Genomic DNA, 20538 nt, shown 5'->3' on the forward strand with positions numbered 1-20538 from the left:
GCCCGGCCTCACCCCATGAGGGCGCGTTCGCGCGCCTTAGGCCTGAAGTTGGTCCAGCGCCGCGAAGCCACGGTCCCAAGCGCTGGCCAGGGTATCGAACAGCGGGCTCAGGTCCGTCGGCTTGGCTGACATCACCGCCCGCGCGCCCTTGAGGATCAGCGTCTTGCCGGTCTGGCCGATCTCGTCGAAGGCGGCGACGGCGGGCTCTGCCGCGGGGCCAAGCTCCAGCCAGCGCAGCCAGCGCGAGGCCAACTCAAAACCGGCGCCCATTTGCCGCGTGCCGGCAAAGGCCCAGACGTGATAGTGATCCAGCCCTTGCTCGCGCAGCCACGGCAAATCTTGGTGGAAGCGCTGGCCAAAGCGGTGCATGGGGTTGTCGGTGGGGCGGCGCTTCAGCAAGTCCGGCAGCTGGGCTCGGCCTTGAGCTTGAAGCTCCGCCAAGGGGCGAGACACACGGCGGTCGCTGCGAATGACCTCGGCAAACAGCGGCAGATAGCTGGGGTCGGCGGGCTGGCCCAGCCGGAAGGTGCGGTCGAAGTCTTCACCCTCCAGCGCATAGCAGCCCGCGTTGTGGAAGTAGACCAAGCGCTTGGCGGCGACATCGATGTCGGCCAGCACGATGGTGGTCTTGGAATGGTTCTGGCGGTAATCGGTGCCGGCCACATCGGGCAGCCAAAACGCATCGGCTTCGACGCTGATCAGCTTGCCGGCGCTCAGGTGCTCCAGGGCGTGATCCAGCAGCGGGCGCCAGAGCGTCAGCTCTTGGACATCCAGGCCATAGCAGCGCCGGAGTTCGTCGTGCGAGGGCTTGAAAAAAGTCCACTGGTCGCCTTCAAAGTCCAGCGGCAGCGTTACGCCCAGCATGGCATGAGGGTCCAGCCCCATGGCATGCAGCAGCTCGATCCACAGGTCGGCATAGCAGTTTTTCTCGGGCCACACCGCGCCCTCACCATGCAGGGCATGGCGCTGGTAGTGGGCGGGGTCCAGGCCGGGCAGGGCGGTGGCGCGGGACAGTGCCAAGGTGTCGAGGGTGCTGCGCAAGCTCATGCTCATCCGGATTGGACACTCAAGGCCAGAGTTGGGCGCGCACATCGGCGGGCCATTGGTTCACGTCAAAACCGTGGGTCTTGATCAGCGCCAGGGTGACGCGCTCCAGGCCAAAGCCCAGGCAGGCGGTGTGGGCGGTGCTGCCGTCGGCACGCTGGATGCCGAACTTGCCGGTGAAGTGCTCTTGGTGCCAGTTGAAGGAGCAGATGGCGGTGGGCTTTTCCTCGGAGATGACCGGGACCATGATCTCGAACTTCAGCTGCTGCTCGCGCTGGCTGGTCGCCATCATCTTGCCGGCCTTGCCAAAGAAGGGGTCGTTGGCCACATCGCTGATCACCGGCAGCTTCAGGCCCTGCAACAGGCGCAGGCCGCGCTCCAGCCAGGCGTTGCGCCAGGCTTGGACATCGTCGGGGGCGCCAACGCGGATGTATTCGCGCATGCGGAAGGATTGCAGGCGGGTGGGCTCATCCGAGGGCTCGTGCCGGTAGCACCAATTGCGCACGGTCACCAAGCGGCCACCGTCGGGCAGCAGGCCACTGAAGACGGGGTAGACCGGGTAGCAGGCGGCCGGCAACAGCATGCTTTCGGTGATCTCTAGCGCCTCTTCCCAGCGCTCGCCGTTGCGGGCCTTATCAGCCATGGCGCGGGCGTCGAGCTCTTTGCCGAAAAAGCTGTGGATGCTGCCGATGAGCTGCGGGAAGTTGTCCAGATAGCCCATCTTCTCGATCATCGTGCGCGCGACGATGGGCGGAAAGGTCATGGTCTCGGCGCCGTCGCCTGCGGCTTCGCGCTGGACCAGCGCGTCAAAGCGGTCGAGGATGTCCTCGAACACCGCACCGCGGCCGTAGCCGCCCTTGATGGGGGTGGGAATGATCAGGCCATGGGCCACCAGGCCGTCGTAGAAGGCCTTGGGGTCGTAGCGGTCTTGAGGTGTGGTCATGGTGGGTTCGGGGTCAGTCGTCTTTGTGGACCAACAGCAGGGCGGCGCTCTTGGCAGCAATACGGTCGTTGGAGACCATCAGCGAGCCCGACAGCGCGTCGCGCAGCGGGCGGCCCATCGCGTAAGGGCCGTCATTTTTGTAGCCCTGGATGCCCACGATCTGCAGCGCGGCGATCACGATCTGCGGCGCGGCCTCCGAGGTAGAAATCTTCAGGTTGTTCATGCGCAGCGCCCAGCTCAGGCTGCTGTAGGACTCCACCTTGTCGCCGGCGGCCACAAAGCCGTCGTACTCATCGGCAATGGCCATGATCTGCTGGCGAATGACCTGCAGCCGGGTGTTGAGCTCGGCCAAGGGCAGGGCCTGGGGCGGCACGGTGCCCGGGTTCTTGCGGGCCAGGGTGCGCACATACTGGGCGGCCTTGCCATAGGCGCCGGCCGCAATGCCCATCCACAGTGCCGACCACAGGATGTGCGAGTAAGGGACCATGGACGCCGCCGAAATCTCGGCATAGTCCACGGGCAGCACATGGTCGATGGGGCCGGTGGCACTGAACTTATAGCCCGGGCTGCAGGTGCCGCGCATGCCCAAAGTGTCCCAGGTGCTGGTCTGCTCCAGCGTCAGGTCGGACTTGCGGTTGTAGACCAAGCACTGGTCGTTGGCGGCAGAGTCGGCCGTCTTGCGGCAAGTCACCAAGATGACGTCGGCATCGGCGCAATAAGAGCCGGTGGTGGCATCCTTGTTCAGGCGGTAGCTGTCGCCCAACCTTTCGACGGCGCAGATACTGCTTCGGGTATCGCCAAAAGTGCCCACTTCTGAGGTGATGGAGGCGATCAGGTGCTGGTGCTCGCAGAGTTCGCGCACGCGCTGCAGCAGCGTGGGGTTGCCACCCGTGTTGCGCATCAAGCAGGCCACCTGGCTGTAATGCATGGTCAGCACCATGGCGGCCGAGGCGCATCCCGGCGCCAGCGCGGAGACGATCTGCGCCAATTGCCGCATGCTGCAGCCCGAGCCGCCCAGCTCCCGCGGCACCGGGGCTGACATCAGCTTGGCGGCGCGCATGGCTTCCACGGACTCCCGAGGGAACCGGCCTTTGACATCCACGTCATTGGCATGCAAGGCGGACACCTCCTTGCTGATGCGGTGGGCGGCGTCGAGCAAGGCGTCGAAAGAAGGGGCAAGGGTGGACATGTAACGGTTCCAGTAAGGACGGGTGAGCCAAAGGGCTTGCCGTCAGAAGGACATGCCTTGAATTTTGCGGGCAATGCGTCAGTTGTTCGCGAAATCAAGCTCACGAAACGGTGAGGCTCGCGAGAAAATCACGGGAAACTTTGTCTCGGGCAGAGGATTGCGCCAAGCTTGCGCTGGCGGGCTTGTCTTTCTCTGTCTTTTTCGTCATGTCCTCACCTGCCTTTAATGCCACAGACCCTGCCCCGCGTTGCTTGGTGCTGCTGCTGCATGGCTTGACCATGCTGCCGCAGACCATGCAGGCATTTGCCAAAGTCCTGGAGCCGCAGGCCTTGGTGTGTTGCCCGGCCGGGCCGGTGCAGTACCCGGATGGATCGCTGTCCTGGTGGCCGGTGGACCTGGCCAAGCGTGAGGCCGCCCTGGCGACAGGCCCCGTTGACTTGGCCCAGCGGTCCCCCAAAGAACGCGCACGAGCGAGGGAGGCTTTGCATGAGGCAGTGCGGGCTGCCCGCGCACAGCACCCCGGTTTGCCATTGGTGCTGGCGGGGTTTTCGCAAGGGGGCATGTTGGCCGTTGACTACTTGCTGCAACACCCCGACGCTCAGGCCGATGCCTTGGCGCTGATGTCGGCCTCGCGCATTGACCTTGACACCTGGCAGCCCTTGCTGCCCCGATTGGCAGGATTGCCGGTGTGGGTGACGCACGGGCGCCTCGACAACGACCTGGCCTTCAGCGCCGGTGAAGGCTTGCGCGACATGCTTCACACAGCGGGCGCGCACGTGCAGTGGCAGCCCTTTGACGGGGGGCATGAGCTGACGATGGTGGTGTGGCGGGGCTTGCGCCGATTTGTCCATGGGCTCTACCCATGATCACGTTAGCTCCGTTATCATCCGCCCGCCTCTGGCCCCTTGGCGCCGGTGCAGCCGGTCCATGCCGCTGGGGCGCGGGCCGTCGGTGACATGGACCCCTTCGTCTTCAACGCTGCCACCGCCCCCTCCATGCAGACTCTCCAGATTGACCCTCAGTGGGCCGCCCGCGCGCTGCCGGGCCAGCGCTTGTGCGCAGGCATCGACACCGTGGCGCTGGCCTCCCTGCGTGAGTCACTGGCCGCGTTTGGTCCGCGCTTTGTGCAGCGCTTGTTCACCGCTCAAGAGCAGGCGGTGGCGGCCGAAAGTGTCGATGGCGGCGTAGAGCGCTTGGCGGCGCGCTTTGCCGCCAAAGAAGCGGCCATCAAGGCCTTTGGCTTGTCTGAGGTGGGCGTCGATTGGCGCCAGATTGAAGTGTTTCGATTGCCCTCGGGCAAGCCAGAGCTGCGCCTGCATGGCCGAGCCCTGGCGCATGCCCAGGCGCTGGGCGTGCGCAGCATGACGGTGTCTTTGAGTCATGACGGCGAGCAGGCCTGTGCCTTGGTCGTTGCTGTGGCTGATGAGGCCGCATCCCCCGAATGTGTTTGATTTTTGACGAGGAGATTTTCCATGAGTGCTTCTGTTGCTGAGCGTATCCGAGCCATCCTGGCCAAGCATGGCAAGCTGTCGCAAGACGCCGCAGCCCTGGCTGCTGATGCTGACCTGTACGCGGCGGGCATGACCTCGCACGCCAGCGTCAACGTCATGCTGGCGCTGGAGGGTGAGTTCGACATTGAGTTCCCCGACCACTTGCTGACCCGCGCTGTGTTCTCCAGCGTGGCAGCGATCCAAGCTGCCGTGGAAGAGCTGACCGCCTAAGGGTCTGTTTGCCATGCGCCGCCTAGCCCGCGTCCCCGACAGCCCGCTGCGCCTGCCCCTGGTGGGCCAGTGGGCCATGGTGCGGCTTGAGGGCGACGCAGTGCCCGGCGACGACGCCGACTGGATCGCTTTGCCAGGCCCCATGACCGTGGCGGCAGGATTGCAGCGGGCTGGTCTCTGGCACTTGGCGTCCTCCACGCGAGACTTTGACCAGGAAGGCTGGTGCTTCCGCTGCTGCTTTGACGCGCCCGCCGGTACAGGGCTCGGCCAGCCGCTGTGCTTGGGGCTGGACGGCCTGGCCACCGTGGCCAGCGTCAGCCTGAATGGTGAAGTGCTGCTGCACAGCCAAAACATGTTTCGTCAGCATGAGCTGCTGCTGCCGCAGGGCGTGAAGCCGAACGGCAACGAGCTGCTGATTCGCTGCGAGCCTCTGGCGCCGCTGCTGGCCCAGCGGCGTGGCCGCCCGCGTTGGCGCACGCCCATGGTGCCGCAGCAGCAACTGCGCTGGGTGCGTACCACTCTGTTGGGGCGCACGCCGGGCTGGTCTCCCAACGCGCCCGCCATCGGCCCTTGGCGGGACGTGTGGTGCGAGCCTCTGGCGCCCCGCCGCTTGACCCACTTGAGCTGGCAGGCTGAGGTGGTCGACGGCCAAGGACGGCTGCGTGTGGCGCTGGCCAGCCAGGCGCCTGAAGCTCTGCGCGCCGCCGCCATCAGCCTCGTGTGCGGCGAACAGCGTGTGCAAGCTGCGTTGCTGCCGGGCGACGAAGGGCGCTGGCAGGCCGAGGTGGTGGTGCCCGAGCCCGCCTTGTGGTGGCCGCACACCCATGGCCGGCCTGCGCTTTACGAGGTGTCACTGCACTGGCCGGGTGATGAGGCTGCGCAACACCTTGGACGCGTGGGCTTCCGGACGGTGACGCTGGACACCGCCCAACAAGGCTTTGGGCTGCAGATCAACGGTGTGCCCGTTTTTGCCCGCGGCGCTGTGTGGACACCGCCTGACGCTCTGTCACTGCACGCCCCCGGCGAGCAGTATCACGATCTCTTGAAGCCCCTGTGCGCGGCGGGTTTGAACATGCTGCGGGTGGCTGGGCCCATGGTGTATGAATGCCCCGCCTTCTTCGACGCTTGCGACGCGCTGGGAGTGATGGTCTGGCAAGACCTGATGTTCGCCAATATGGACTACCCGGGCGAGGACGCCGCCTTTTTGGCAGAGGTCGAGGCCGAGGTCACCCAGCAGGCGCAGCAATGGCAGGCCCGGCCCAGCGTGGTGGTGGTTTGCGGTAACTCAGAAGTTGAGCAACAAGCTGCCATGTGGGGGGCGCCGCGCGAGGCCTGGGAGTCGGCGTTGTTTCATCAGCATGTGCCTGCGCTGCTGGCTCAGGTGTTGCCTGGCGTGGCGTATTGGCCGTCCAGCGCCCACGGTGGTGCGCTGCCTTTTCAGCCTTCGGTGGGCACGTGTTCTTATTACGGCGTGGGCGCCTACAAGCGCCCCTTGGAGGACGCGGCCAGCAGCCGCGTGAGATTTGCGACCGAGGCCCTGGCCTTTGCCAACATTCCTGGTGACGATACCCTGGCAACGCTGCGCGAGCTGTCGCAAGGTCAGGCGGCGCGGGTGCACGGCCCGCTCTGGAAGCAAGGCGCGCCGCGTGACCTGGGGGCCGGATGGGACTTTGACGATGTGCGCGATCATTACGTCGAAACCCTCTACGGTGTCCGGGCCGATCATCTGCGCGCCTATGACCCCGCACGGCATCTGATGCTGGGCCGCGCGGCGGTGGCTGAAACCATGGCCGCCGCATTTGCGCGCTGGCGCTCCGCGGGCTCGGCGTGCCGCGGCGCCTTGGTCTTCACGCTGCGCGACCTGCGCCCCGGTGCGGGCTGGGGAGTGCTGGATGATGTGGGACGGCCCAAGTCGGCGCTTCATGGTTTGGCTTCGGCATGGCAGGCGCGCAGCCTGCTGCTGACGGATGACGGGCTCAACGGCGTCACCTTGCAGTTGGTGAACGATCCGGCCGAGGCCGTGACCGGCGAGGTGGAGCTCAAGCTGTTCCGCGACGGGCAGGTGGTGGTGGCCGAAGGCCGCGCCCCGGTGACGGTGGCAGGTCATTCGGTCACGGCGGTGCCGGCGCAGGCTTTGCTCGAAGGCTTTCTGGATATCAACTGGGCCTACCGCTTTGGGCCGCCGGTGGCCAATGTGCTGTGGGCGGGCTGGCGCAATCAGCAAGGCGAGCTGCTCTCTGAGCGGCTGATGTTCCTGCCGACGGTGGCGGGCTTGCAGGGTCAGGAGCTGGGCTTGAGCGCCCAGGCCCAGACCCAAGCAGATGGGTCGCGTCGCGTGACCCTCAGCACCCAGCGGGCGGCGCGCGGTGTTCACTTCGAGGCAGAAGGCTGGGTCGCAGACCACGAGTGGTTTGACTTGGCCCCGGCCGCCTCGCGCACGGTGGTTTTGAGACCCAGTGGCGCCAAGGTGCGTGCATTCCGCGGCCTGGTGCAGGCCATCAACGGATTGGCGCCCGCTGTGATCAGCGGAGGGGCTTGAGCGTGCAGCCAGGCCTGGGCCTCGCTGCGCAGCCCTTCTACCTCGACACGCGGGGTGGCACGGTCCTGTGCTGGTGGCACGCCCCGGCACAGCCGGCCGTTGCGCATCCGGTCTTGATGTGCCCGACCTGGGGTGACGAAGAGATTGGCGCCTACGCGGGCTGGCGTGCGTTGGCGAATAGCCTGGCGCTGCAAGGGGTGCCGGTGCTGCGTTTGGACTTGCCCGGCGAGGGCGATAGTTTGCCTCGGGCCGCCGGGGCTTCTGCCTGGTCAAGTTGGCTGGACGCCTTGGACGATGCCGCCCTGGCGCTGTTGCAGGTGTCGGGCTCGCCCAAGGTCCACCTGCTGGGCTTGCGCCTGGGCGCCTTGTTGGCGGCTCAGTTGGCTGACCGTTTGCGTCAGCGCGCGGATCAGGTGGCCTCGCTGCTGCTGTTGGCGCCGGTGGCCTCGGGACGCGCCTTTTTGCGGGAGGCGCGATTGCTGAGCCAGGTGCCGCAGGGCGAGCCCTTGCAGGCCGGCGAGGCGATGGCCGGTGGCTTTGTGCTGGATGCCCCGAGTGCCGAGGCACTGGCCGCAGCCCAGTGGCCAACGCCGCAGGCCTCAGGGCAGAGGGCGGCTTGCCCGGTGTTGCTCTTGGAGCGCAGCGACCGTCCACTGCCCGAGGCCGCACGGGCTTCCTTGGCGGCTTGGGCGGGCGTGGAGCGCTTGCAGGGTGAGGTGCGCGACGACCTGGCGACGACCACGGCCATTGCGCACTCTGCAGTGTGGCCGGACTTGACGCAGCCCTTGCGGTCGTGGCTTGTGCAGGCCGGGGCCGCTGCGTCGGACTTGGTGGGCTTGGTCTGGCCTGGTGTAGCGCCAAGCGCCGCGGGCCCGGGCTGGACGGAAGAGCTCGTCAGCTATGGCCCAGGCTTGGTGGCGCAATGCACGCGCCCAGCCTCTCGGTCTGCGCGGGCCACCCTCTTTTTGTCGAGTGGGGCGGAGCGGCGCATCGGCCCGCATCGGCTGTGGGTGGACTTTGCCCGGCAGTGCGCGGCCCGCGGTGAGCTGTGTTTGCGACTCGACCTGGGGGGTATCGGTGACAGTGTGGCCCGTGACACTGCTGGCGCATCGCCCTCGCGTGCCGACCAGGTCTACGACGCCCGATGTGTGGACGACGTCCGTGCCGCCTTGCGGTGGCTGGAGCAGACGCACGGTGTCACCCAGGTGAGGCTGGTGGGCCTGTGTTCGGGGGCCTACCACGCCTGGCGCTGCGCCGTGGCGGGGCTGCGGCTGAGTCATGTTGTGGCGATCAATCCCTTGGTCTACCACTGGCGCTCAGGCATGTCATTGGACCCGACACACCATGCTTTTGGACAGATTGATATCGCCGATGGTGCTGTACGCTCCTTGAAAGACCCCGCCCGTTGGATGAAGTTGCTGCGGGGGCAGGTGCACGTCAGGGTGATCCTCCGAGCGATGGCGGCTCGGTTGATGGGCCGGCTGCAGAACATCTCTCGCCATGTCGGCCGTCGGCTGCATTGGCCACTCTCAGAGGATGTGGTGAGCGATTTGAGGCAAGTGATCCGTCATGCAACGCCCCTCAGCTTTGTATTCTCCGAGGGAGACCCGGGTCAGGCCCTGCTGCGCCAAGAGGCGGGCTCGTTCTTAAAGGGTCAAATTGCCAGCGCTCGCGTGCACTTGACCACGATTGAGCGCTCGGATCACACCTTTTCGACGCGAACTGGTCGTGATAGCTTGTATAACTGTCTGAATAGCATCCTCTCCGCAGCGAGCGATTTCGCCGTGCGCGAGGATCAGAACTTGGCGTCCGTGACGCCCCAGCAGTCATGACCAATACATCCTCACGCCGAATTGCCATCATGGGCATCCGTGGCGTGCCCGCGCAACATGGCGGTTTCGAAACTTTTGCTGAACGTTTGGCCCCTTATCTCGTCCGTTGTGGGTGGGATGTCACCGTCTATTGCCAAGAGGACCAAAAAGGCCCGGTGACGGAATCTGACTGGCAAGGGGTTCGGCGGGTTCACATCGGCGTTGGTGAAGACACGGCGCTCAACAGCATTCACTTCGACTGGGCTTGCATTCAGCATGCCGTCCGCGAAAAGGCAGCGTTGGTGCTGACGCTTGGCTACAACACTGCGGTGTTGGGCCTGCGTCTGCGCATGGCCGGGATTTGCCATGTCATCAATATGGACGGCATCGAATGGGCGCGCGATAAATGGGGGCCGATTGCCAAGGCTTGGCTGTACCTGAACGATTGGGCGGGCTGCTTGGGCGGCCACCACTTGTTGGCCGATCACCCCATGATTGCGCGGCACTTGGCCGGTCGTGTGGACAAACGCAAGATCAGCACCATTCCCTACGGCACAGACATCATCCGCCAGGCGCCAGCCGATTTATTGGCCCCCTTGGGTGTGGCCTCGGGCCAGTTTCTGACCTTGATTGCGCGTCCCGAGCCCGAAAACTCGGTGTACGAGATCGTCAAGGCTTTTTCGGCTCGGCCGCGCGGGGTCAAACTGCTGGTTTTGGGCAGTTACAAGCCGCAGCAGAACGCGTTTCACGCCAAAGTCATGGCGGCCGCCAGCCAAGAGGTGGTGTTTGCTGGCGCCATCTACGACCATCAGGTTGTCAATGCGATTCGGCTGCATGGACTACTTTATTTGCATGGACACCAAGTAGGAGGCACAAATCCGTCACTGGTTGAGGCCATGGGTGCTGGAAATCCCGTTCTGGCGCACGACAATCGCTTCAACCGCTGGGTCGTTCGAGAAGGCGCCTGGTATTTCAAGGACTTGGACAGTTGTGTCGAAGCCTTGGATGCTTTGTTGGCCGACCCTGAAGAGCGCCAGCGGATGTCGCGTGCCAATCGTCAGAGGGCTGTGGAAGCCTTCAGTTGGCCCGTGGTTTTGTCTCAATATGAAGTGACGCTGAGTGTCCTCTATGGGCGTGCGGCTGGGGGTACGGGCGATGTGACGCCGCCCTATGCCGGCAGCTTGGATACCGTGAATACGATTGACCTGCTATGAACCCCAGCCGCCAAGCCTCATTCAGTCTGGCCCGTGTGCTCCGTTTGGTGACGGGGCTGTTGGTCGTGGGCAGCCTGGTCGCCTGCAGCAGCCTGACGCCGCCGGCGCAAACCTCTGGGCCGGTGCCGTTTTTGCGCCTCGACATGGACGGGCAGGTCGCGGCCGCGCAAGCCACGGCCGATGGCGCCACCCTGCCGACGGGTTTGGACGCTGAGCCCGCCTTGCCCCCCTATCGCTTTGGCGTGGGCGACGAGTTCGACCTGCGTGTCCCGGATGCGCCGCAGTTTGACTTGGCCTTGAAGGTGCGGCCGGATGGCAAGGTCAGCCTGCCCATGATCGGCACGCTGCATGTCAAGGGGCGTTCGCCTGAAGACGTCCAAGACGAAGTGCGCGAGCGCTTGAATGCCTTGTCCGGTGGCCCGGGCAACCGTGAGTACCTGCTGCACACCAACGACGAGTTGGAGATCAAGTTCCCCTACATGCCCACGCTCAACGAGTCCGTGCGGGTGCGGCCAGACGGCAAGCTGCAACTGCAGATGGTGGGGGTGGTGCAAGCCGAAGGGCTGAGCCCTGAAGAGTTGCAGGCGCAGCTCAAACAACGCTATGCCAAGTTTTTGCGCTCGCCCGAGGTGTCGGTGCTGGTGCGTAGTTTTGGCACGCAAAACGTTCGGGTGGGCGGTGAAGGCACCGGCCGGGCCGGCTTGGCCAACCTGAGGCCCAACATCATTGCGCGCAGCACCCAAGCCACCCAGGTTTTTGTGGGCGGCGAGGTGGCGCGTCCAGGCGTCCTGGCCTATCGCCCAGGCTTGTCTTTGCTGCAAGCCTTGATCGAAGCCGGCGGCCAGTTGCCCAGTGGCGACGTGACGCAGATGGTCATCTTGCGCCGTGGCGCGAACGACAAGGTTGAAGTCTTCCCGCTGCGCTTGTCGGCCACCTACTTCCGGGCGCCCAACAAGGACATCCAACTTCAGCCCTTCGATGTGGTCTTGCTGCCGAAGTCGGGCATCTCCACGCTGGGCGATCAGTTGAACCAATATGTTTTCAACCTCTTCCCCTTGATCCGGAACAGCGCACTTGGCCTGTCCTACAACTTGCGCTCCAACACGCCTTGAGCGCGGGCCAAACACCTTTCAGCGTCATGTCCTCCACTCAGACTCTCTTCAGCCCGCCAGGCAGCGCCGCAGAACCGGCCATGACCTTGCAAGATGGCTTGGCCATGCTGGCCCGCCAAGCCATCTTGATCCTCATCACCATGGCCGTGCTGACCGCAGTCACCTTGTGGTTGCTGGGGGGGCAGAAAAAGGTCTACACCACCACAGCACGGATCTGGATTCAGACGGAGCAACAAGGCACGCCCGCGTTCTTGTCGGGCCTGGCGGCTTACCGGGACTCGCCCTATCCCGACCCCGTGGCGCGCAAGATTGAAACCGAAATGGAGCTGCTGCTGACGCGCTCCAACGCGGCAGATGTGATTCGCCGCTTCAAGCTCACCGAAGACCAATTGGCCTTCAAGCCCATGGACCATGTGAAAAACAAGGTCTCCAAACTGCTGGGTATTGAGGACGACTATGTGGGCCAAGACGCCAAGTCAGGCCCACCCGTGGATGCCCTGGTCGACCAGTTGCTCAAAGGGATCAAGGTCAGTCCACGTCGCTCCGGCACGGCGGACACCTCCTCCAACGTGTTGGAGATTGAGCTGGAGTCCACCGATGGCGAGGTCGCGCCCAAGATTTTGGCGGCGCTCATTGAAGGCTATCTCAAACTCTCGGCCGAGCAGTCTCAACAACAGGCCACGACCACCAGCCGTCTTATCGAGCGGCAGATGATTCAGGCGCGGGATGAATTGCGCGCCGTTGAGGGTGAAATCACTGAGGTGCTGATGCGTCAGGCGCGTCGGGCCGAGTCTGACGGTACCGGTGGCTCTTTGGTGACCGCCCGCACGGGGGCAGCCTTGCAAGGCGAAGCCGATGGCGGAGCGACCCAGCTCAAGAACCACATGATGGAGCTGCAGATTCAGCTTGATCAGGCGCGACAGCTCTACACCGAGGACGCTGAGCCGGTGAAGGCTGCCAAGCGTCGGCTGGCGGCGGCCGAGGCCCGCCTGCGGCAGGGCATGGGAGACGGCGTCAAGACCAGTGCGGACATCAGCCGCTTGGAGCGCCAGCGCAATTTGGCGCAAGAGCGCTATGTGGAGTTGCGCAAGCGGCTCGACCAGATCGAGCTCTATTTGCAGGCCAACCAAGAAGAGAACCAAGCACGCACCGTCGTGGACAACGCCAGCGCGGCCTCGGGTTCAGGCAAGGCCAAACAGTTGATGCTGATGGCACTGGGCCCGATTTTGGGCTTGGCCTTGGGTCTGCTGTTGGCCGGCGTGCGCGAGTTCATGGATGGTCGGATGCGCTCGCCCAAGGATGTTCGGCAAACCTTGGGCTTGCCAGTCTTGGGCCAGGTCAGTGAGCTGAGTCGTTCGGCGCGCCGGTCCTTAGAGCAGAACAGGGGTGGGTGAGCGCATGTTGTCTAAGTTGTTTGGTGGCTCATCTCTACCTTCTATCGACTTGCTGGCCATCGACCGCATGGCCCTGCACCTGCGGCACGACAACGACGGTGCGGTAGAAGGGCGTGTGTTCATCGTCACCAGTGCCCGGCCCGGGGAAGGCAAATCGCTGATTGCACGTTTGTTGGCCCAGGCGGCTGCGCGGCACCAAGAAGGCGATGTGCTCCTGATGGATGCTGGCATCACGGCCAATGCGGCTGAAGCGGCTTCGGCGGGCTTGGCGGAGCTGTTGGCCGGTGCGCCTTTGGATGGCCTTGTCACTCAAAGCGGCAGCCCCAGTTTGTGGCAGCTGTGGCGGGGTCACGGCTATCACGCCAGCCAGTTGTTCAGGGGCGCTCGTCTGCGCAGCGCGCTGGACAAGGTCCGTGCCCGCTTCCCGTTGACCATCATCGATGCCCCCGAGCTGTCGGCCTGCGGCGCTTTGCTGGCCCTGGTTGATCAAGCCATTGTGGTGGTGGATACCCGTGTCACCACCGGTGAGGCGGTCAAGCAAGCCCTCGATACGGCGCTGGGCGTGGCGGGTGTTGGGCAAGAGCGCATTGCGGGCGTGGTGCTCAACCGGCAGTCACAGCGGCAAATTCGCTGGTCGGGGGGCTGATGCGCGGCGGGCTTCCCCTGTTGGAGGCCGCCTTCTGGTCGCTTCTGGCCTGTGGAGCTGCGGTCGTCTCTGCCATGGTGATGGTGGGGGTCTCGCCCACCAAGTCGGTGGCCATGGTCGCGGTCGTCTTGTGTGGCTGCGTGTTTCTTTGGTTGCGCCACTACCGCGCCAGCCTGCTGGCATTGACCTTTGGGCTGGTGCCCATGGACATGAGCAAGGCGGTCTTCCCGCCCTTGGAGCTCTACTACTCGCCGGGCCTCTACCTCTATGCCCCCCAGGCGCTCTCCATCGTTTTGCTGGGCATGGCCTTTGTGCGGTGGTTCATGGTCACCAAGCGCTTGCCCAAGTTCGAACCCATCGACGGCTTGGTGGCGGTCTTTTTGACCTGGGTCTGGATTTCAGCCATCGGCTCACCGCAAGGCGCACTGGCCCTGGCCACGGCCCTGGCCTACACCTTGATCGTGGCCGCCTACTACGCTGCGGTGGTGTCCGTGCGGGAGATGCGCGACGTGCGCGCCATCTTGTTTGGCGTCGGGGCCATTGTGCTGCTGCAACTCATTTGGGTCGCGCTGCAAGTCGTCACCAAGCAACCCTTGGGCCTGCCGGGCAGCAAGAACGAAACCTCGGCCTTCATGGTGAATTTCGGCGGCGCGGGTGAGGCCATTCGGCCAGGCGGCTTTGCCGGCCACCCCAACGGTTTGGCGCACCACATGGTGATGGTCATTCCGGTCGCGCTGTCCTTTGCCTTGTTGGGTTTTCGCTTTATCTCAGCGCGGGTAATGGCCTTTGTCTGGGCTGTCTTGCTGGTGGCCGCAGTGATGCTGGTGCAGACCTTGTCACGCGGCGGCTGGCTCTCTGCGGGCATTGCCGGCCTGGTGCTGTTTGCTGTGATGACGCGCCTGGGCGCCATCTCCGGGCGGCGCTTGGCGGGCGCGGTGTTGATGTCGATAGCGGCCCTGATGCTGCTGGTGGCCATCTTCCCGCAGACGATTCTGCGTCTGACCGAGTCCGACGACCGCTCCTTGGAGGGCCGCATGGTCTTGAACGATCAGGCCATGGCCATCATTGAAGGCAATCCGCTCAAAGGGGTTGGCTTGGGGGCTTACAACCGCTCTACCTACGCCTACAACGGTCCGCTCTACGCCACCGTCTCGGAAGACTTCCAAAAGCAGTTGCGTACTGTGGTGGTGCACAACGGTTATTTGTTGATGGCTGCTGAGTTGGGTATTCCGGCGCTGTTGCTGTTCTTTGTCATCTTGATCAAATTCCTGAGAACTCCCTGGCCGCTCAATCGCTTCAAGGACCCGGTGCTTTTGACCTTGGCGATGGGGCTGTTGGCGAGTTTGCTGGGGCAAGCCATCTACTTCAGCTCTGACAACTACTACGTGGATCAGCGGGTGGCCATGCTGTGGATGACCGCAGGCTTGCTGCGTGCGGTCACCCGCCTGGCCAGCGAAGCCCCGAGTGAGCCTGCAGCATGAAGAAGCCCAGCACCTTGTGGTCGGCCTTGGGCTCGGCGGTGTTTTTGCGGCTCATCATGGCCGTAGTGAACTTCGGCCAGTTTTGGGTCTTCACGCGGATGCTCCCCGCAGACGAGCTGGGGGGCTACTCCCTCATCTTGGGCGTGTTGATGATGCTGCACGCGATGCCGCTTTTGGGCTTGTCCGTGCCCTTGATTCGCCGCATCGCCACCGGCCCCGAGGATGCCTCACGGGAAGTCTCCAATGCATTTGCGCTGAGCCTGCCTATGGCGGTGCTCATCACGATTGGCGTGTATGTCTACGGGGTGACACAGTTCGATGCTGCCTTGCATGGCCCGCTCGATTGCTTGGCACTGACGATGATCCCGGTGGCCTGGATCTTGGTGGCCGAGTGTGCCTTGCTGGGGCTGGAGCGCATGGACTTGATCACCAAGGTCCAGGGGCTGGAAGCGGTTGGGCGCCTCGTGTTTGGCGTGGCTGCCATCCAACTGGGCTATGGCTTGTACGGCGTGTTTGTCTGCATTTTTGTGCTGCGCGCGCTGGTCGCGGTGTATTACGCCCTGTCCTCCGTGGTGCCGCGCGTTCGGTGGGCCTTGGTCAGTTGGGACATTCAGGTTCGCAACTTCCGCGAGATCCCGACCTTCATCGGCATCGTCATCTTGGCTGCGCTGGTATTGCGGGTTGACGTCTTGGTCTTGGAGCACACCCGCGACCTGGCCGAAGTCGCGCTGTTTGCAGCAGGTGCGCGGCTCTACGAAGCCGCCTTGATGGTGCCCACCATGGCCGCACAGGCCTTGATGCCCACGCTCGCGCGCATGCTTCAAGAGAGCGAAGAGAAGTTCAAACAGATGTTCCGCGAAGTGCTGGACCACCTCATGCTCATTGGCGGCTTGTTCGCCATCGGCTTGGCGGCGCTGGCCGGCGTGGCGGTGGCTTTGGTGTACCCCAGCCATTTGCAAGGGGCGGGCGAGGTGTTTTCTTGGCTCGCCTTGGGCACTGTGCTGGTGATGGTGGACCAACTGTTGTCTTCCGCCATGTTGGCTGCCAAAGCGCAGCGGGAAGACATGCGCAGCCTGGCCGTGGCGGCTGTGGTGCTGGTGCTGGCCTTGCTGTTGCTGACAGGCCCATGGGGCGCGCAAGGGGCGGCCTGGGCCATCCTGATCGCCCACCTGACGCGTTTGGCCATGCGCATTCGCTGGGCTGCCGCGAGACTGGCCTTTCCCGAACTACCGGGCGCCTCCGTTCGCCACCTCTTTGGCATGACCATGGGCATGTTGGGCCTGCGCTTGGTTCACCTGCAGCACCCGGCAGCGGAGCCGGTGTGGGCCTTGATGGCGGGCCTGGCCGCTTGGTATATGACGGCCCGCCTGACGGGTGTTTTGAGGCCCGGTTGGTGGCGGCGCCTGCGGCAGTGGCGCGCCTCGCTGCAGGCCGCGCGCTGAGAGGGACTGATGAGAATCCTTCATCTGGACCCTGACGACATCGACAACCCCGTCTCTGGCGGTGGGCCGATTCGAACCTTGCAGCTTTACCGGCGCATTGCTCGGCATCACGAGGTCACCGTGGTGACGCCGACCTTTGCGGGCTCCACGCCGGAGCTGGTGCGCGACGGCATTCGCTATCTGCGCCTGGGCCGCAAGATCCGAAACCACGGCTCCTCGCACCACATCACCTACCTGTTCAAGCTCCCAAGCGCTGTGCGCGGCATAGAGCATGACCTGTTGGTTGAAGACTTCATGCCGCCGTGCGGCGCCACTCACGTGCCGCTATTTCGGCGCCGCGATGTGCCGCACATTGCATCGGTGCAGTGGTTCAGTGCCTGGGATTACACCCGCAAGCTCAAGCTGCCCTTTCATTGGGGGCAAGAGTATGGATTGAAGCTCTACAGCAACTTTGTGGTGCTGACACCGTCGATGAAGCAAACCATCCAGGGCTGGAATCCCGGTGCGCGCATCGACGTGATTCCCAATGGTGTGGATGACGACCTCTTCGAGGTGCCCATTGAGGCCGGACGAGGCATTCTGTTCTTGGGGCGCGTGGAGATCGGCACCAAGGGCATAGACCTTTTGCTTGAAGCCTATGCCCGTATGCCGGTGGCGCAACGGCCAGGCTTGACCATTGCCGGCACCCTGCAAGAGCCAGAGCTGCTGCAAGCCTGTTTGCAGCGCTGGGGCTTGGAGGGCCAAGTGACCATCTTTGGCCGCTACGACGCAGCGCAGCGCCGCGAGTTACTGCGAACTCACCGCTGTCTGGCCATGCCCTCCCGCATTGAGACCTTTGGCATGACCGTGGCGGAAGCCAATGCGGCCGGCACGCCTGCGGTCGTGTGGGACCAGGCGCCCATGAACGAAGTGTCGTCAACAGCCTGCTGGCGAGTGCCGCCCTATGACGTCGAGGCCTACCGTCAGGCCCTCCAGCAGGCTTGCGCAGCGCCAGACCATGAACTTCTGCGCAGAGGTGAGCTTGCGCGGGAACAGGCCCGTCGATTTAATTGGGATACTGTTGCGGGCTTGCAAATGTCCGTGTACGAAGACGTCCAGGCCCGTTGGCTGCAAGCCCGAGCACGGTGAGGCGCTGCTGTTATGACCTTCATTTCCTTTCTGCGCCGATCGGTGGTTCGATTCCTGCGTCCGGATGCGCGGAACTCCCTGGCCATCGCGCTGTTGCTGTCGGGCCATGACCGCTGGCCCAGGCCGGTCGACGCGTGGTCCGAGCGCAAGGTGCTGGTCATCAGCCCGCATGCCGATGACGAGGCCATAGGCTGTGGCGGCACGGTGCTCAAACATGTGGCTGAGGGCGCTGAGGTCACCGTCTTGCACCTCACCGATGGCCGCAACGGCTGCAAACGCCTGCAGGACCCTCACCTGCCGCCGGATGAACGTGCCACCTTGGTCGCTTGGGTGCGCCAGACTCGCGAAGCGGAGGCCCGTGCTTGGGCGGCTGGGGCGGGCGTTCGGGCGGTGGAGTTTTTGGGTCTTTCAGACAGCGAGGTGTCTGCCTCCCCCCAGGCGGTCGCCGGCCTGAAGGCAGTGTTGGAGCGCATCCAACCGGACTTGATCTATGTGCCCGCCATCACCGATTTGCTTGAAGACCACTGGCGCGCCAACTTATTGCTGGACGCGGCGTTGAACGCCGCACCGGGCGCATGGCAGGGCCGTCTCCTGCTGCGCTCTTACGAGGTGTGGAGCCCTCTGCCCGCCAACCGTGTGGTGGATGTTTCGGCGGAGTTTGAGCGCAAGCTTGAACTGCTGAGGCTCTACAAGAGCCAGTTGGCCGATGTGGACTATTGCCGTGCGATTGAAGGCTTGAACGCCTATCGCTCCACCATGCTGCCACGAACCGCGCAAGGCTATGCCGAGGCCTTCTTGGAAGCCAGTTTGCCGGGCTGGCGGGCTGTGTTGGCAGGTCGACACTGAGCGCGTCATGACGAGCCCAAAGGATTCAGGCATTGAGGTCAGAGAAGCCACGCCCGCGGACGATGAGGGCGTGAATCGGCTCTTTCACACCGTGTTTGGCTTTGAGCGCTCTGCCGAACATTTCAAGTGGAAGGTCTACGACAACCCTGATGGCCCGATGGTGGCCCTGGTGGCCGTGGCAGGCACTGAAGTGGTCGGCTATTACGGCTTTTGGCCCACCGCCATGCGCTTGGGTGGCAAGCGGGTGCTGGGCGGGCAGGCGCTGGACATCATGTTGCATCCCGAGCATCGCGGCCTGCCCCTGGCCTTGCGTCTGTGCGGTGAGTGCATTGAGTTAGCCGGGCGGCGCGGCATGCAACTGCTCTACGGCTTGCCCAACATCTTGGCGCTCAAGCTCCAGGTTGGCAAGCTCAACTCCGACCATGTCGGCGATGTGCCGCTGTGGGTTCGGATTCTCGACACCCGCGAAGCCCTCGGCATTACCGGCCCCCGCGGCTGGGCGGTGCGCGCGATGGGCTTGTTGCCCCTGGGTGCCAGCACGGGCTTTGAGCTGAGTGTGGGCGTGCCACAGGAGGCTGAATTGGCCGAGTTTCTGGGCCGCGCCAAGCTGCCCCATGGCCGCCTGCGGGTGGCGCCCACGGCCGCGCGCTTGCTCTGGCGTTTCGGCGCCAACGCCCAGCGCAACTATGTCTGGCACACCGCACGGCAGGCCGGGCAACTGCAAGGATTGGTCGTGGTGGGGGATCACACGCTGCCGCACATGGCATTGCTGTCGGAGATGCTGGGCGTGGCCGATGCCCCGCAGCAGGCGGCCCTGCAGCACGCCCTTCAGAGCCTGAAGCGCCAAGGCGTGACGGCGGTGCACGCCATGTCCACCAGGGGCCCGAGAGATGCGGTCTTGAAAGCTTGTGGCTTCAGGCGTCGGCGGGTGACCCAACCATTGGTGGTGCACAAACCCTTGCCTGTGACCCTGCCGGCCAATCCCCATGTCTTTGACGACTGGGTGGTCTTCGGTGCGGACCATGACGTGTATTGATTGGCCAGCACCTGCAACGCGAGGTCTTGGCCCCAACGAGTTAGAGCATGATTGACGTCTCCATCATCGTCGTGAATTGGAATGTGCGCGACCTCTTGCGCCTGTGCCTGCAGTCTTTGCGAGACCAGGCGGGCCTGCCCATGGCGCGCATGCAGGTGATCGTGGTGGACAACGCTTCTGCCGATGGCAGCGCGGCCATGGTCCGAGCCGAGTTCCCAGAGGTCACGTTGTTGGCCAATGAAGACAACCTGGGCTTTGGCAAAGCGAACAACCAAGCCTTGCCTTTGTGCACAGGCCGTCATGTGTTGCTGCTCAACCCAGACACCGTGGTGTTGGATGGCGCCATTGCCAAGCTGGTGGGCTTGATGGATCGGCAGCCCGAGGTGGCCGTGGCCGGCTGCCGATTGCTGAACGGCGACATGACCCTACAGCGCTGGACAGGCGGTGCCTACCCGCGCTTGCTGAACTTGGCCAATCACTACTTTTTCTTGGATCGGGTCTTGCCCTCGTCGTGGCGGCCCATGCCGCTCTACCTCGACCGCGATGTGCCTGAAAACATGGAGGTCGATTGGGTCAGCGGCGCCTGCATGATCCTGCGCGGCAGCGCCCTCGGGGGGCGTCTTTTCAACCCGGACTATTTCATGTACGGCGAGGACATGGAACTGTGCCACCGCCTGAAGCAAGCGGGCGGCCAGGTGCTCTACACGCCCGAGGCGTCCATCATTCACTACCAAGGCGAGAGCATGAAACAGCAGCAAGGCGATGTGCTGCTGTCCTCACTGAAAGGCCCGCGCCAGTTCTACCGCCAGATGCGGGGCGGTCGCGGCCTGTGGTTGTATGACTTCGTCACCTGGGCAGGTTTTGCCCTGCGCTGGGCGCTGTATGCGTTGGCTGGGGTGGTTCAAGGCGGCGAGCGCTGGCGGGACAAAGCGGCATCAAGCCGCAGCATGATGCACCGCGCTTGGAAGATCCTGGTCAGCCCTTGAGCCGGG

General features: G+C 64.1%; 18 protein-coding genes. 15 read left to right on the forward strand and 3 right to left on the reverse strand.

Translation table 11 applies throughout. The features are described from left to right. Window positions 1-36 precede the first annotated feature (36 nt). The 3 genes from KAK11_RS17730 to KAK11_RS17740 are packed head-to-tail and all read right to left on the reverse strand — an operon-like array spanning window position 37 to window position 3176. Entirely contained in the window at window positions 37-1041 is a 1005-nt protein-coding gene (locus tag KAK11_RS17730; protein ID WP_210810638.1) for a DUF1839 family protein, read from the reverse strand. Window positions 1042-1066: 25 nt separating this feature from the next. Then, window positions 1067-1987 (reverse strand): amino acid--[acyl-carrier-protein] ligase, encoded by a 921-nt coding sequence (locus KAK11_RS17735; RefSeq protein ID WP_210810640.1) that lies wholly within the window; start codon window positions 1985-1987, stop codon window positions 1067-1069. 13 nt (window positions 1988-2000) lie between these two features. Further along, the gene (locus tag KAK11_RS17740) at window positions 2001-3176 is read right to left on the reverse strand and encodes an acyl-CoA dehydrogenase family protein (protein ID WP_210810641.1); all 1176 of its coding nucleotides are present in this window, start codon (window positions 3174-3176) and stop codon (window positions 2001-2003) included. 206 nt (window positions 3177-3382) lie between these two features. On the opposite strand from KAK11_RS17740, the gene KAK11_RS17745 reads away from it, so the two are divergent. From KAK11_RS17745 to KAK11_RS17815, 15 genes are all read left to right on the forward strand, one after another. Beyond that, window positions 3383-4042 carry an alpha/beta hydrolase gene (locus KAK11_RS17745; protein WP_210810642.1) on the forward strand — a complete coding sequence of 220 codons (660 nt, stop codon included), beginning with the start codon at window positions 3383-3385 and terminating at the stop codon, window positions 4040-4042. Between the two features lie 90 nt (window positions 4043-4132). After that, window positions 4133-4627, forward strand: a complete 495-nt coding sequence (gene acpS, locus KAK11_RS17750) for a holo-ACP synthase (RefSeq protein WP_210810643.1) — start codon at window positions 4133-4135, stop codon at window positions 4625-4627. Between the two features lie 21 nt (window positions 4628-4648). Further along, complete coding sequence (locus KAK11_RS17755; RefSeq protein WP_210810645.1) at window positions 4649-4897, forward strand: acyl carrier protein; 249 nt, start codon at window positions 4649-4651, stop codon at window positions 4895-4897. Window positions 4898-4910: 13 nt separating this feature from the next. Then, window positions 4911-7436: a glycoside hydrolase family 2 protein gene (locus KAK11_RS17760; protein WP_210810646.1), complete on the forward strand. Its 2526-nt coding sequence runs from the start codon at window positions 4911-4913 to the stop codon at window positions 7434-7436. A gap of 2 nt (window positions 7437-7438) precedes the next feature. Then, window positions 7439-9268 (forward strand): alpha/beta fold hydrolase, encoded by a 1830-nt coding sequence (locus KAK11_RS17765; protein ID WP_310737832.1) that lies wholly within the window; start codon window positions 7439-7441, stop codon window positions 9266-9268. Next, window positions 9265-10461, forward strand: coding sequence for a DUF1972 domain-containing protein (locus tag KAK11_RS17770; protein WP_210810649.1), 1197 nt, complete (start codon window positions 9265-9267; stop codon window positions 10459-10461). The genes KAK11_RS17765 and KAK11_RS17770 overlap by 4 nt, the downstream gene beginning before the upstream one ends. Further along, window positions 10458-11573: a polysaccharide biosynthesis/export family protein gene (locus KAK11_RS17775; RefSeq protein ID WP_210810650.1), complete on the forward strand. Its 1116-nt coding sequence runs from the start codon at window positions 10458-10460 to the stop codon at window positions 11571-11573. The genes KAK11_RS17770 and KAK11_RS17775 overlap by 4 nt, the downstream gene beginning before the upstream one ends. Before the next feature lie 80 nt (window positions 11574-11653). Then, the gene (locus tag KAK11_RS17780) at window positions 11654-12967 is read left to right on the forward strand and encodes a GumC domain-containing protein (protein ID WP_210810651.1); all 1314 of its coding nucleotides are present in this window, start codon (window positions 11654-11656) and stop codon (window positions 12965-12967) included. Window positions 12968-12971: 4 nt separating this feature from the next. Beyond that, window positions 12972-13613, forward strand: coding sequence for a nucleotide-binding protein (locus KAK11_RS17785; RefSeq protein WP_210810652.1), 642 nt, complete (start codon window positions 12972-12974; stop codon window positions 13611-13613). Continuing rightward, window positions 13613-15094, forward strand: a complete 1482-nt coding sequence (locus KAK11_RS17790) for an O-antigen ligase family protein (protein ID WP_210810654.1) — start codon at window positions 13613-13615, stop codon at window positions 15092-15094. The genes KAK11_RS17785 and KAK11_RS17790 overlap by 1 nt, the downstream gene beginning before the upstream one ends. Then, window positions 15091-16536: a lipopolysaccharide biosynthesis protein gene (locus KAK11_RS17795; protein ID WP_210810655.1), complete on the forward strand. Its 1446-nt coding sequence runs from the start codon at window positions 15091-15093 to the stop codon at window positions 16534-16536. Before KAK11_RS17790 ends, KAK11_RS17795 begins: the two co-directional genes overlap by 4 nt. Window positions 16537-16545: 9 nt before the next feature. Then, complete coding sequence (locus KAK11_RS17800) at window positions 16546-17664, forward strand: glycosyltransferase family 4 protein (RefSeq protein WP_210810656.1); 1119 nt, start codon at window positions 16546-16548, stop codon at window positions 17662-17664. 12 nt (window positions 17665-17676) lie between these two features. Further along, complete coding sequence (locus tag KAK11_RS17805) at window positions 17677-18510, forward strand: PIG-L deacetylase family protein (RefSeq protein WP_210810658.1); 834 nt, start codon at window positions 17677-17679, stop codon at window positions 18508-18510. Between the two features lie 7 nt (window positions 18511-18517). Then, window positions 18518-19546 carry a GNAT family N-acetyltransferase gene (locus KAK11_RS17810; RefSeq protein WP_210810659.1) on the forward strand — a complete coding sequence of 343 codons (1029 nt, stop codon included), beginning with the start codon at window positions 18518-18520 and terminating at the stop codon, window positions 19544-19546. A 47-nt stretch (window positions 19547-19593) separates the two neighbouring features. Next, window positions 19594-20532: a glycosyltransferase family 2 protein gene (locus KAK11_RS17815; protein ID WP_210810660.1), complete on the forward strand. Its 939-nt coding sequence runs from the start codon at window positions 19594-19596 to the stop codon at window positions 20530-20532. The last annotated feature ends 6 nt before the right edge of the window (window positions 20533-20538 follow it).

This window comes from Ideonella paludis (genome assembly GCF_018069865.1).
Taxonomy (GTDB): domain Bacteria; phylum Pseudomonadota; class Gammaproteobacteria; order Burkholderiales; family Burkholderiaceae_C; genus Ideonella; species Ideonella paludis.

Coding starts and splice junctions, on each gene's coding strand:
- KAK11_RS17745 (WP_210810642.1), top strand. CDS start 3,383: ATGTCCTCACCTGCCTTTAATGCCACAGACCCTGCCCCGCGTTGCTTG.
- KAK11_RS17805 (WP_210810658.1), top strand. CDS start 17,677: ATGACCTTCATTTCCTTTCTGCGCCGATCGGTGGTTCGATTCCTGCGT.
- KAK11_RS17785 (WP_210810652.1), top strand. CDS start 12,972: ATGTTGTCTAAGTTGTTTGGTGGCTCATCTCTACCTTCTATCGACTTG.
- KAK11_RS17800 (WP_210810656.1), top strand. CDS start 16,546: ATGAGAATCCTTCATCTGGACCCTGACGACATCGACAACCCCGTCTCT.
- KAK11_RS17760 (WP_210810646.1), top strand. CDS start 4,911: ATGCGCCGCCTAGCCCGCGTCCCCGACAGCCCGCTGCGCCTGCCCCTG.
- KAK11_RS17780 (WP_210810651.1), top strand. CDS start 11,654: ATGACCTTGCAAGATGGCTTGGCCATGCTGGCCCGCCAAGCCATCTTG.
- KAK11_RS17795 (WP_210810655.1), top strand. CDS start 15,091: ATGAAGAAGCCCAGCACCTTGTGGTCGGCCTTGGGCTCGGCGGTGTTT.
- KAK11_RS17810 (WP_210810659.1), top strand. CDS start 18,518: ATGACGAGCCCAAAGGATTCAGGCATTGAGGTCAGAGAAGCCACGCCC.
- KAK11_RS17770 (WP_210810649.1), top strand. CDS start 9,265: ATGACCAATACATCCTCACGCCGAATTGCCATCATGGGCATCCGTGGC.
- KAK11_RS17735 (WP_210810640.1), bottom strand. CDS start 1,987: ATGACCACACCTCAAGACCGCTACGACCCCAAGGCCTTCTACGACGGC.
- KAK11_RS17740 (WP_210810641.1), bottom strand. CDS start 3,176: ATGTCCACCCTTGCCCCTTCTTTCGACGCCTTGCTCGACGCCGCCCAC.
- KAK11_RS17815 (WP_210810660.1), top strand. CDS start 19,594: ATGATTGACGTCTCCATCATCGTCGTGAATTGGAATGTGCGCGACCTC.
- KAK11_RS17790 (WP_210810654.1), top strand. CDS start 13,613: ATGCGCGGCGGGCTTCCCCTGTTGGAGGCCGCCTTCTGGTCGCTTCTG.
- acpS (WP_210810643.1), top strand. CDS start 4,133: ATGGACCCCTTCGTCTTCAACGCTGCCACCGCCCCCTCCATGCAGACT.
- KAK11_RS17755 (WP_210810645.1), top strand. CDS start 4,649: ATGAGTGCTTCTGTTGCTGAGCGTATCCGAGCCATCCTGGCCAAGCAT.
- KAK11_RS17775 (WP_210810650.1), top strand. CDS start 10,458: ATGAACCCCAGCCGCCAAGCCTCATTCAGTCTGGCCCGTGTGCTCCGT.